The organism is Methylobacterium sp. Ger2507 (assembly GCF_055231875.1).
Genome location: NZ_JBUYVC010000001.1, coordinates 3,992,495 through 4,005,289 on the forward strand (window position 1 = coordinate 3,992,495; position 12,795 = coordinate 4,005,289).

The window sequence follows — 12,795 nt, forward strand, 5'->3', positions numbered from 1 at the left end:
GGGAGGGAGGCGTGTTCAGCCCATGACCCGTCGCATCACTTGCCCATCGAGATCGGCGAGAAGTCCTGGAACCAGTTCTGCGCCTGCACGAAGCCCTTCACCTTGGGACTCATGGCGCGCGGGTTGGTGTCGTGGGCCACCATCAGGAACAGAGCTTCGTTGACGTACTTCTCGTGGACCTTCTCCAGGACCTTGGTCTGCTCGGCCGGATCGAAGGTGGTGCGGACCTGATCGAACAGCTTGTCCATCTCAGGGTCGCAGTAATAGCCCCAGTTGGTACCGTTCGGCGCCGCCAGGTTACATTGCAGGTGCCGGATGAACCCGGTGAAGGGGTCCTGGATGAAGTATGAGAAGTTGATGCCCGTCGCCTTGCGCGACATGTCGGACTTCGCGCCGGCGCGCCACAGGTTGATCAGCGTGTTCCACTCGACCACTTCGAATTCGACCTTGATGCCGACATCCGCGAGGTTCTGCTGGATGAATTCGTTCATCGGCAGAGGCTGCATCTGGCCGGAGCCCGAGGGCGCGATCAGGATCTTGGTGACGATGGGTTTGTTGGGGCCGTAGCCGGCCTCTGCCAGCAGCTTCTTGGCGGCCTCCGGATCGTAGGTCGGCTTGAAGGTGGGCTTGCCGAACCAGGCCGAGCCCGGCGGCATGAAGCCTTGCGCCGGGATCATCAGGCCGTTGAGCAACTCCTTCATGCCTTCCCGGTCGATGGCGAGGTTGGCCGCCTTGCGGACGCGGATGTCGTTCCAGGGAGAGCCCTCGACGCGTGAGAGGTGCCAGGTCCAATTATGCGGGTAGGCGTTGGTCACGATGCCGAAACCGGCAGCCTTGAGCGAGGCGACGGCGTCCGGCGGGGGCGCCTCGATCCAGTCGACCTGACCGGACCGGAGGGCTGCGACGCGGGCATTGGCCTCGGGCAGCGGCACCAGCACCAGCTTATCGAGCTTCGGCACCCGCGCCTTGTCCCAGTACTCCTTGTTCGGCGCCATTTCGGCGCGTTCGCGCGGGGCGAACAGGGTCAGCTTCCACGGACCCGTACCCGAGGGGGTCTTGGCGAACGCGTCCCAGCTCTTGCCGAGCTTGTCCCATTGGGCCGGCGACGAGATCATGATCCAGGCGATCTGGTAGGGCAGCGTCGCGTCCGGGTTCTTGGTGATGACCTCGAGGGTGGTCGGATCGATGGCGCGGTAGCTGGCGACGGCCGGAATGCGCGAGCGTCCCTGGGCCGACTGGCGCGGATCGAATTGCGGCGCGTCGGTCTTCAAGATCTTGTCGAGGTTCCAGACCACTGACTCCGCCGTGAAGGGCGAGCCGTCATGAAAGGTTACGCCCTCGCGCAGCTTGAACGTCCACTTGGTGTTGTCGGCGGGATCGACGGTCCAGCTGGTGGCGAGGCCCGGCACCAGCACCGACGGCTTCGTTGCGGAGGAGAGGTCCCAATTGATCAGCCCGTCATAGACGGTATAGCCCATGAACCGCATGCCCTCGCCGCCATTGTCGGCCTGACCGGTCGTCAACGGGATATCGGAGGCGGTCATGCCGATCTTGAGGACGCCCTGGGCCAGGGCGGCAGGCATCATCGCGCCGGACAGCAGGGCCGCTGCGAGGAGGCGGGACTTCGACCAACGAGAGACTGGAGCAAACATGCGACGGGAGGTTTCCTGGGGGAGCCAGCGGCTGACGAAGCCGTGAATGCAAACCGCCGGCCAACCCGTCTGACGTCCGCGGAGTCGTGAGGACGATCGACCGTGACGCCGTCTTCGGCACTTGCTCATTCAGACGTCGCGATAGGTTGCTCAGGTATGAGGCAACCCCGTCGGTACGGCGCTTGTATGGCTCCGATCCGGCTCAAAATTACGGAGCCCAAGCGCAATCCGGCTATTTCGGCGCAGCAAGTGCCTCAATAATAAGCATTTCCGTCGATGCTGGGGCCCACAGATCCGGACCGTCAGAACGACAGTTTCATCCCGCCGACGACGTTCCGCGGCGCTCCGGCGAAGATCGAGCCCGTGGTGACCGAGAGAACATCCGCGCCGCTCTCCAAACCTGTGACGCGATTGAGCGAGCTGGCAAGGTTCTGGGCCGACGCGACATAGGTTCTGTCGAGCAGATTGCGAACCTCAAGATAGAGGCTGAGGCGCTTGGCGTAGCCGCCCGCCAAGTCCGTCGCGTAGTGAAGATTGGCGTTGAGGAGGGCGTAGCCCGGCACCCTGAGTTGGTTTCCATTGTCGAGGAAGACGCCGTCCTGCACCACGGTTTCGAGAAAGGCCCCGACCCCGCTGAAGAGGCCGCCGACCTGCTCGTACCCCACCCGGGCCAGGATTTGGTGCTGCGGAACTCCGGGAATGGACTTTCCGGCCCGATCGAGGCGGGCCACGAACGCTCCCGCGCTCACCGACTCGGAGAAGCGCGTGTAGATCTGGTTGTCGAAGGTATAGGCCAGCGTTCCGCGCCAACCGGGGGCGAAGGCCCATTCGCCGCCGAGTTCGAGCCCGCGATGTTCGGAGGCCGGTGCGTTGACGAAGGAGCTCAACCGTCCGCCGCCCGGAGCTTGCGACAGGAGTTCGTTGCGAAAGAACTCGTAGAAGCCCGTGAGGCTGACGCGCAGGGATGCCGCCGGCGTCCAGTCGGCCCCGAGATCGAAGCCGAGGTTCTCCTGTGCCTGGAGCTGGGTGTTGTTGCCAGGGAGGCCGGCGCTCGTGACGAAGAGATTGCTGCCCGTCGGCGTCGCGTAGCCCGAAGCGACCCGGGCGCGGATACTCCAGGGCTCCCCCGCTTGGAAAACCAGAGCAAGCTCCGGTGCGACGTTGAGGAAACTCCGTGAGGCGTCGATCACCGCCGCCGTGCGGCCGGCCGCACCGTAACTGTAGGCGACGTTCCGCCCGGTGATGGTGGTGTTCGTCGCACTGAACCCGAGAATGCCGATCCAGGACTCCGACAGGGCCACCTCCGTGCGGGCGCGGCCGCCGAGATTGCTCTGGTCGCCGCGGAGATCGCCGATCTGCGCTCCCAGGGCGGGACCCTGACCCAGGGTGCGGTTGAAGGTGGTGAGATGGTTGACGAGAATCTCGGTGTTGAGGGCGATGTATCCGATCGCCGGTCGACCCATCAGATCGTAACGGCTCGTCAGATCAGTGAGGAAGGTCAGGGACGGATAGGACCCGCGAAAGGCCGAGGTGTAGAACGGCTGATCGAAGTTGCGCTCGTCGAAGCCAAGCTGAGTCCGCCAGGTGGTTTGACCCTCGAAATCGTGCTCCCAGCGCAGAGCCACGACCGTGCGTCGATCGTCGCGCCCGAACGCGCCCTCGCGGGCGGTGACCGGCACGGTGGCGCCGAAGGCCCCGTTGCGCAGCAGGTTCGTGAGCGTGCAGCCCGGCGCCGCCGTCGCAGCGACGGCGCAGCCGCGTTGATAGGGGTTGAGCCGGTACTGGTCGAGGGAGGAGCGGGCGGGCAGCTCCGTTCTGAGCTGATTGTTGATCACCTTCAGCGTGAAGCGGTTGTCCGGCGTTGGGGTGTAGCTCGCCAGCACATTGATGGTCTGCGTGTCGTAGGCGCTGTGGTCCTGGTAGCCATCCGCTCGCACATTGCTGGCGAACAGGCTGATCTCGATGGGCTCGCTGACGCCGCCGACGGTGAAGGCGTTGCTCAGGGAGCCGAAGCTGCCCGCATCGGTGCCGATCTCATAACCGTCGATCTCCCGCCCGGTCCGGGTGCGGAAGGCCAGGGCGCCGCCGGTGGCGTAGTTGCCGAACAGGGCCGATTGCGGCCCCCGGAACACGTCGATGCGTCCGTAGGCACGCGGGTCCACGAGGTCGAAGCGCGAGGCGCCGTCCGGCTGGGTCAGAACGAATCCGTCCTCCAGCACGACCATGTTGCGGATGACGCCGGTGGACCGGGCATTGTTGCCGCGGATGGAGATGACGACGTCGCGGCCGCCATTGCCCTGGCGCACGCTGACGCCCGGGCTGTCGAGGAGCACCGATCCAATGCTGGTCGCCGCACGTTCGACGATGTTGCCGGGCCCCGCGATGCGGGTCGCGGCCGCTCCCGCCGGCTGCTCGATCACGCCCGGCGCTGACCCGGGCGGAGCCGACACGCCGAACGGCACGGCGTTACGGGACTCACCCGCGACCGCGAGTTCCTCCAGGACGATACCGTCGGCCGCCGCTTCGGCCAGGACGACGACCGGTTGCAAGATCAGGGTCAGCACCGCTGTCAGCACCGCGAGCCATGCGGCTCCCCCGATGGCACCGGGCGGCATCGCCGGGCACCGGCAGTCAGGGGAGAGAGCGGCCATGTTGTGTCTCGACCACGAAGGGCCCGCGGGCGACGCCGCGTCGTGTGGGTCGGCGGGGAAACGCGGGCTGTCGCGGCCAGGATTCGAACGGGTGTTCGGCCCGCAGACACATCCTAAAGTATGGAGGTGTCTTGTAACCCCTGATCCGGTTGTGGCGACAGCGCATGCGGCGGAGTGTGGCGCATGCATCACGCCGGCAGATGGATGGCCGTGGCCTCTTCAGGACGCGGCGTCGTCACAATCGCCGGGATCGCCCACGCATGCGCTTCTCTCACGGTCCAGGAGATCGCGTTTGCGGCCAACGCCCCAGCGATAGCCGGAGAGCGACCCATCCGACCGCACCACGCGATGGCACGGGATGGCGACCGCCAGCCGGTTGGACCCGCAGGCCAGTGCCACCGCACGCGTGGCCTTGGGCGATCCAATGGCCCGGGCGACCTCCGCATAGGTTGTCGTGGTACCGACCGGCACGGCCCGTAGGGCTTGCCAGACCCGTTGCTGAAAGGCGGTGCCGCCGATATCGAGGGGCAACTCCAGCCCGAGGCCGGGCGCCTCGACGAAACCCACGACCTGCGCCACCCAACCGTCGAACTCGGGGTCGCCGGCCGAGAGCGTGGCCTTGGGAAACCGGTCCTCCAGGTCGCGCATCAGGGCTTCGGGATCGTCCCCGAGGAGGATCGCACAGACTCCCCGGGCCGTGGCCGCGACCAGAATCGCCCCGAGCGAACATTGCCCCACCGCAAACCGGATCGCGATGCCGGTCCCACCCTTCCGGTAGGTCGACGGGCTCATGCCGAGCCGCTGCGTGTCCTGCGCATAGAAGCGGCTCGCCGCATTGTACCCAGCTTCGAACACGGCTTCGGTCACCGAACCGGCCTGCGGCAGGCTTCGCGCCAAGCGCTCCACGCGCTTCGCGTCCGCGTACGCCTTCGGGGTGATCCCGGTGCTGGCGCGAAACACCCGGTGAAAATGAAATGCGCTCATTCCGGCCGCCTTCGCCAGCACATCGAGGGAGGGGATGCCGTCCGACGCTTCGATCATCCGACAGACCCGGATGACGGCCTCGATCTGCCGGTCGGCCAAGGCCGCCTCATTGGGCCGACAGCGCCGGCAGGGGCGGAACCCCGCCGCTTCGGCCTCGGCGCAGGTCGCGTGAAAGCTGACGTTGCCGGGTTTCGCTGGGCGTGCGGCACAGCTCGGGCGGCAATACACGCCGGTGGTGCGGACCGCATACACGAAACGGCCATCAGCCCGGGCATCGCGGGTCGCCAGAGCCGTCCATCGCGCCGCATCCTCGACCTCTGGAAGCGTCGGCGTGGGCTCCGCTTTGACCCGCTGCATGACGATGCGTGCTCCGTTCTCCGCGAGTGACCCGAAGCGGCGTCCCCCCGACGCTCGGACCTTAGCCCCGATCCGAGCCGGACCGCATCCCGATCCTTGCTGCCGAATTCTACACCGCAACGGCGGTCCGCCGCTTAGCGGGCCGAACTGATGCTTGCCCGATGCCTTCCGCTGGAATTCCTTTAGGACCTGGCTCCGTATGCGGTTGTGCTTCGTCGGACCGCACCCGGATCGCGAAGAGCATCACCGAGTGCGTCGTCGGCCAGGCCATTCGAGACCTCACCGCCGTAGACGCAAACAACCTGAAACTGCGGAACCTTCTCGATGACATGGGCCTAAACTTGGCTCGGGACCCGGAGCAGGATCATCGCTGCACTTCGGGTGAGAATGCTCGCCGGCTGCGAGCACTCCAGCGCCACTAGGCCGAGCGTGCGCGTGACGTTGGCATCCGCCCCGACTGCGTGGCCGAGTGCTCGCAACGGCCCTCCCCGAAATCCCTGACGGGGCGCTGTCCGGTGACTACCGGGTTCGGTTTATCACGGAGGCCGGGGGCCTCGACCGGGCAAAATCCTCCTGGGGCACTCGGAGCGTGTCTGAATCGCCAGCGTACACCGCGACCGGTCGCGCTGATTCTCTTCCGCGCGACCAAACACTGGCAGGCCTTCATTCCCGGAAGCGGTTCATGATGGACATTTCACTCCTTTCCGGTGCCACGATGACCTGACCGGCGTTCGTTGGGTCGCGGCAGCTGTTGTCGCGCGTCTGAAGGGTTGGGCTGCTTCATGTCTCGGTTCACGTCGGGGACCAGAGCCGCGGTCTCGCCGCTGCAACCCGGCCTAGTGAACGTGAAACTCGGCCTGGAGCGGCAGGGCCAGGAGCGCAACGCCTTTAAGGTTGAGGTCGTTTGCCCATCCTTGATCGGAGACGCCATCCCCCGGCTTGAGGGCCGGATCTGCGGGCTGATTTCGTTGATCCAGAACGAGGTACGGGCGACCCGTAAGAAGGTGCTTGACGCAGTCCTGGAGAGCCGCCTGCACGGGAAGGCTTTTGGCAGGCGCCACGCCTGCTCAGACGGCCTGTTGCGTCCAGGCAATATCGCAGGCTGCGCGCACGCCTTAAGACGAGCGGAATGGTTGTCTCTTCGCCTGAACGATTCGGAATGATCCATGCGTAGGAAGTCGACCCCTCCTGCTGATTTCGACGCGGATTGGTACGCGAACGAATACCCAGACGTTGCCACTGCTATCGCGGCGGGACACTTGGCCGGCGCCTATCAGCACTACGTTTTGTTCGGAAAAGACGAGGGGTGAAAACCGAACGGTGCCGACTCGGACAGGGCCGCGGCTCAATTTCGGGCGATGCGCGACGTCCACGGGGGAGAGCATTACCTGACGCCCGGTGACCTCGCCGTCACCAGAGTGAGTGCCAACAGAATCCTGCTGATTGGGTCATGCTTTCTTGAGCCGATCGCCGGACACGCGTCCGATGCGCTGGATGGAACGCGCGATTTCTGGCTCGCGAACTTTCACGCCAAGCTCCCCGACGCAATGCCGCATCCGGCACCTGACTACGACTTGATCGTCCTGCAAATCCCGTTTCGTGGCCTGCTGCCTGCGAATGCGATCTGGTCGCTCGACTACGACGACGAGGCGAGCCATCACCGCGTGTTCGAGCACGCGTGTCGGATGATCGACGACTACGTTGCCGAAAATCTCAAGTGGACGTTGGCCCACGGCATCCCGACCCTTGTGTGCAATCTTATGGTGCCGCAATCTGACCTGACGGGACGCCTTCTGCCCAGGTACGATCTGCGCAACACGATGTATTTCGTCGAGGAATTGAACCGGCATATAGGCCGGACGATTCAGCAGTACGCCAACGTCTACCTGCTCGACGTCGACAAGGTCTCGGCTTCGTTGGGGCGCCGATATGCGCAGGATGACGGGGTCTTTTGGTTTACCCACAGCTCGCTCATGCCGATGGGTTCGGATCAGGATGTCCGCATCGAGCCGATGGCTCACGTCTATGAGCACTATCACACCGACCTTCCGAAATTTATGAGCGCGCTCTGGCAGGAGATTGCTGCGTCCTACCGGACCCTCCGGGCGGCCGATGCCGTCAAGCTGGTGGTCGTCGACCTTGACGATACGCTCTGGCGCGGTGTGAGCGGCGACGACGCGGTGATTGGCCCCGAGATGATCGAAGGGTGGCCCCTCGGCATCATCGAGACGCTGATGCACCTGAAAAAGCGCGGCGTGATGCTCGGCATCATCAGCAAGAACGACGAGGCCCGCATCCGCTCGATCTGGCCGCGCATCTTCGGATCGCACATGTCGCTCGACGATTTTGCCGTCGTACGGATCAATTGGACTCCCAAATCCGAGAACATGGCTGCGATCCTACGCGCAGTGAACGTGCTTCCCCATTCCGTGGTCTACGTCGACGACAACCCGGTCGAGCGCGCCGAGATGGCCCACGCCTATCCTGGCATACGGGTCCTGGGCCGCTATCCGTTCTATCTCCGGCGGACACTCGCGTGGGCACCGGAAACCCAGGTCGCCAGCATCACCGACGAGTCGGGCCGTCGAACGCAGATGATCCAATCCCAGGTCGTGCGCGAGGAAGCCCGGGCGACGCTGCCCCGATCCGTGTTCCTCGCTACGCTGGAGATTGAGGTTTCGGTCTTCCCGGTGTCCTATGGTTCGGCTCGGTTCGCGAGGGCTTTCGAACTCATCAATAAAACTAACCAGTTCAACACGACGGGGCGGCGGTGGTCGGCCGATGCGATCAAGGCGGCGATGGACGCCGGCATGACCTTGGACGCCTTCGAGGTTCGCGATCGTCTGACCAGCTATGGCTTGGTGGGGGTATGCCTGCGATCGAGGCGGAACATCGACCAGTTCGTGATGAGCTGCCGAGTGAACGGCCTCGACGTCGAGATGGCTGCCCTCGCTACGATCCTGGCCGCTATCCCCGGCGACGAGGTGGTAACGGCCACGTTCAAGGAGACGCCATCAAACCTGCTGTGCCGAGATTTTTGGTCACGATGCGGGTTCACGATGGCGGGCGATGAGTGGCGGCTCCACCCGCAGAACCGTCCGTCCATTCCGGCGTTCATCCGCGTGGCGAATACGTCTAGATAACAGGCGCTGAGCGATCGGGCGGCTTACACACGGGCGTGTTCTCGCCAGCCTCAAGCATTCGGGCCAACCGCGCCATGCTCACGGCGATCCCGCGTGCGTCTTCAATCCCCGATGCTTCGGCGAATTTGACGAGTTGCCAGGGCGACGGGAGACGAAGGGGTTCGGGCGTGCTTACGAACCTAGATATGGCTGATACCGAACCTCAATCGGGTTCGCAGAACCTACGCTCACTTATCGTAGGTTTATCTCCCGGCAGGCAAAAACCTGTGACATGAAGGAGATAGATGGTGGGCGCGACAGGGATCGAACCTGTGACCCCTACCATGTCAAGGTAGTGCTCTCCCGCTGAGCTACGCGCCCTCACCGGTGCCGTCCGGCGCCGATGGAGGGGGCTATAGCGTGGGGTTTCGGGGGGCGCAAGGCCCCTGCGGAGTGGAATCTCGCGGGGGATTCGGAGAGTTGGGCCGTGTTCGGCCTGGGGCGCTGCACCGGCATCAAAAATGCGGTAAGCCGGCGCGCCTACCCGGGGAGCGACGGGGACGTCGCCTCGGAGATCGGGGTCGCATCGTGCGATTCTGCTTCCGGGTCAGGGAGAGTTCCGCGCCAGGTCAAGCTTCGGGATAACGGTTGGGGAATGCGGTTCTACGTCGATTATGATCTGGGGCACCTCGTCCGGGGCTGGGTCGTGCCTGACAACCCCATGGCGATCAGCCGCGTCCGGGTGGTCGTCGACGGCCGTCGAGTCACCGACCTCGAGGCCACGATCACGGATGAATCGATCCGCGCACAGGGCTGGCACGCCACCGGCCGCTGCATCTTCGAGGCCACCGAGGCCGAGGTTCCGGGGATCAGCGCGGCGCAGCGCGTGGAGATCTACGATGCCGACACCAACGTGCTCGTCTATCGACGCGCGCCGCGCCCGGACGTTATCCGCGGCAAGGTGCTCCTCGTCGATACCAGCATCAACAGCGACAGCGCCCTCCAGTCGATTTTGTTCGAACGGTTCCAGCAGAGCTACTTCGGCATCGGCAAGCTCTCGGACGAGGTCTTGCGGGTGCTGTTCGAGAGCCCCTGGCTGACCTCGTCATTCCTGTCGGGCGCGATCGTGGTGCCGCGCTACGAAGGCTTTTTCAGCGGCGAGAACTTCCTCACCACCGCCCTGGTCCACGATCCCTTCATCGAGATGGCGAGCCGTTTGCGCTGGTTGAAGGCGCGGACTGCGATCGGCGCGGATCCGGCGCAGGCCTGGCGCTTGGGGATCATGGCCGAGGCTGCCGCCTTCACCGCCGATTACGATTTCGCGGATGGCAAGAGCCTCAAGCGCTTCTTCCGGATGCTCCCCGAAGGCGCCTACCGGCTGCTCTACAATCCCCTCACCCGGCAATTCGGCACCAAGCTGCCGGATGACCGCCTGCTGCCGGGCAATTCGATCGTGGCGATCGAGATTCTCGCCCGCATCGGCATCGTCGGACATCGCGATTATTTCGAGGCCTTCGCCGCCACGCTGTTCGATCGCCTCGGGGTCGATGCCCCGATTCCCATGCCCGCGCCGATCCCGACCGAGACGCTGGCCCTCGCCGAGCGCCTGCGTGACCTGAAGTTCGCCCAGGAGATGCTCGTGTTCGACGTCGCCATGACGGACGCGGTGCGGGATGCGGTGAGCCGGGGATGGGATCGCTGACCATGGGCGCGATGCCGCCTGCAGCCGCCCTCCCCCGGCCTGGCACGGGCTCGCTCATGCGCGCCCTCAGGCCCCCGGTCATGCGTGACCTCGTGCCCGACGGACCTGCCTTCGACCTCGATTTGCGGGCGGCCGATCTCGGGGGTGTCTGGGCGACGATCCGTTTCCGGGATGTGGGCAGCGCTGGTGTCTGCCGTCTGGTTCTCAGTGCGCGGTTCGTTGGTCCCGACGGACAGACCGGCCTCGTGGCTCTGTCCGAGGACGCCGAGGGCGGAGACCGCTTCTCCTGGACCGGGCGTCTGCCCGACGGTCTGAGCGCTCTGCGGCTGTCGCCCCTGTCACGCGAGACACCGCTTCGGCTCGACGGATTGACCATTCGGCGCAGGAGCCCGCTCGCCCTGATCGCCCTTGGCTTGCGCCGGAACCCGGCTCTGGCGGCCCGCGCCGCGTACTGGCGCGCCCTCGGCCTGAAGGTCCGCGGCCGCGCCCTGCTTCTGCGCGCCCTGAACGACCGATGCGAGACCGGCTATGAGACCTGGGTCGCCCGTTTCGACACCCTGACGGATGCCGACCGCAGCCGCATCCGTGACGAGATCGCAGCCTGGGTCGACCCGCCGCGGATTTCGGTGGTGATGCCGGTCCACGATCCCGCGCCGCGCATTCTGGACGCCGCCATCCGCTCGGTTCGGGCTCAGCTCTATCCGAATTGGGATCTCTGCATCACCGACGATGCCTCGACCGATCCGGCAATTCCCCGCCTCCTCGCCCGCCATGCCGCGGACGATCCGCGTATTCGCGTCCGCCGCCGGCCCGAGAACGGGCATATCGCCCGTGCGACCAACGACGCCCTCGCGGAGGCGAGCGGAGAGTTCGTAGCTTTCCTCGATCACGACGACGTGTTGGCCGAGGTGGCGCTCTACCACGTGGCCGGTACGATCCGCGCTGCGCCGGACCTCGTGCTGATCTACAGCGACGAGGACAAGATCGATGGACGCGGGCGCCGGTTCGAGCCTCACTTCAAATCGGGGTTCGACCGCGAACTCCTCTATGGCCAGAATTACATCAACCATCTCACGGTGATCCGGGCCGACGCGATCCGGGCGGCGGGCGGTCTGCGACCCGGGTTCGAAGGGAGCCAGGATCACGACCTCCTCCTGCGGGTCACTGCCCGGCTGGCACCTGAACGCATCCGGCACATCCCGCGCGTGCTCTATCACTGGCGTGCCGCCGGTGGCTCGGGCACCTTCTCGGACCGGGCGTCGGAGCGAACGGAAGTGGCGCGCCTGAGAGCCCTCGCGGAAGTCGTCGCGCCCACGGGGGCGACTGCGACGCGCGGGCCTCTGGGCTTCAACAGGCTGGTCCGTCCGGTCCCGGAACCCGCTCCGCTGGTCTCCGTGATCATCCCGACCCGGGACCGCGCGGATCTGCTGGCTGTCGCCCTCGATGGGCTTCTGTCCGGAACGGCGTACTCGGCGCTCGAAATCCTCATCGTGGACAATGACAGCCAGGATGCGCGGACGCGCGCCCTGTTCGCACGCCATGCCGGGGATGTCCGCGTCCGCGTGCTCCCGGTGCCGGGGCCGTTCAATTTCTCCGCCCTGTCCAACCGAGGGGCGGCAGACGCCCGCGGCGCCCTCCTGCTGTTCCTCAACAACGATATCGAGGTGATCGAGCCGGGCTGGCTCCGCGAGATGGTGTCGATCGCCCTCACGCCCGATATCGGCGCCGTTGGGGCCAAGCTGCTCTATCCCGATCGGACGCTGCAGCATGGAGGGATCGTGCTGGGGATCGGCGGCGTCGCCGGTCACAGCCATCCCGGACTGCCGGACGGCGATCCCGGCTACTTCGCCCGCATGGTCTTGACCCAGGAGGTCTCAGCCGTGACCGGTGCCTGCCTGCTCGTGCGGACGGAGGTCTTCGCCGCGAGCGGGGGCTTCGACGCCGAACGCCTCGCCGTGGCGTTCAACGACGTCGATCTCTGCCTGCGCCTGCGGAGGCAGGGATATCGTAACGTGTGGACGCCCCATGCCTGTTTGATTCACCACGAATCGAAGAGCCGCGGTCCCGAGGATACGCCCGAGAAGCGAGCGCGCTTCGAGCGCGAGGTCCGGGTGATGCAGGACCGCTGGGGACCGGCGCTGCGGGCCGATCCCTATTACAATCCCAATCTGTCGCGGGATGCGGCGCGTTACCGCCTCTGATGCTGCGACGCGGCGACAGCGCGTCGCACCGCAAAGTCGCCGTATTCAGCCGCTTAATCCCGATGGCCTCATGCCGCAGCGGCGTCCGCTGTGCCGACGCCGGAGTGGCGAGGCGCGTCTTTCGAC

7 protein-coding genes and 1 tRNA gene are annotated in these 12,795 nt (G+C 65.6%); 4 read left to right on the plus strand and 4 right to left on the minus strand.

Features of this window, described 5'->3' with window-relative positions:
• Window positions 1–35: 35 nt before the first annotated feature.
• The 3 genes from ACV7NL_RS18440 to ada all read right to left on the minus strand — a co-directional run bounded on the left by ACV7NL_RS18440 (window position 36) and on the right by ada (window position 5,644).
• Window positions 36–1,652, minus strand: a complete 1,617-nt coding sequence (locus ACV7NL_RS18440) for an ABC transporter substrate-binding protein (RefSeq protein ID WP_463356434.1) — start codon at window positions 1,650–1,652, stop codon at window positions 36–38.
• A gap of 302 nt (window positions 1,653–1,954) precedes the next feature.
• Entirely contained in the window at window positions 1,955–4,303 is a 2,349-nt protein-coding gene (locus tag ACV7NL_RS18445; RefSeq protein WP_463356435.1) for a TonB-dependent receptor family protein, read from the minus strand.
• A 219-nt stretch (window positions 4,304–4,522) separates the two neighbouring features.
• The gene (gene ada, locus ACV7NL_RS18450) at window positions 4,523–5,644 is read right to left on the minus strand and encodes a bifunctional DNA-binding transcriptional regulator/O6-methylguanine-DNA methyltransferase Ada (RefSeq protein ID WP_056183968.1); all 1,122 of its coding nucleotides are present in this window, start codon (window positions 5,642–5,644) and stop codon (window positions 4,523–4,525) included.
• Between the two features lie 845 nt (window positions 5,645–6,489).
• Here ada and ACV7NL_RS18455 point away from each other — a divergent pair.
• Entirely contained in the window at window positions 6,490–6,807 is a 318-nt protein-coding gene (locus ACV7NL_RS18455; RefSeq protein ID WP_463356436.1) for a hypothetical protein, read from the plus strand.
• A 195-nt stretch (window positions 6,808–7,002) separates the two neighbouring features.
• Window positions 7,003–8,787 carry an HAD-IIIC family phosphatase gene (locus ACV7NL_RS18460; protein WP_463356437.1) on the plus strand — a complete coding sequence of 595 codons (1,785 nt, stop codon included), beginning with the start codon at window positions 7,003–7,005 and terminating at the stop codon, window positions 8,785–8,787.
• A gap of 285 nt (window positions 8,788–9,072) precedes the next feature.
• Here ACV7NL_RS18460 and ACV7NL_RS18465 read toward each other — a convergent pair.
• Window positions 9,073–9,147: transfer RNA gene (locus ACV7NL_RS18465), tRNA-Val, on the minus strand.
• Between the two features lie 274 nt (window positions 9,148–9,421).
• Between ACV7NL_RS18465 and ACV7NL_RS18470 the strand changes: the two genes are divergently transcribed.
• Window positions 9,422–10,468 carry a hypothetical protein gene (locus ACV7NL_RS18470; RefSeq protein ID WP_463356438.1) on the plus strand — a complete coding sequence of 349 codons (1,047 nt, stop codon included), beginning with the start codon at window positions 9,422–9,424 and terminating at the stop codon, window positions 10,466–10,468.
• A gap of 80 nt (window positions 10,469–10,548) precedes the next feature.
• Complete coding sequence (locus ACV7NL_RS18475; RefSeq protein ID WP_463356439.1) at window positions 10,549–12,669, plus strand: glycosyltransferase family 2 protein; 2,121 nt, start codon at window positions 10,549–10,551, stop codon at window positions 12,667–12,669.
• The last annotated feature ends 126 nt before the right edge of the window (window positions 12,670–12,795 follow it).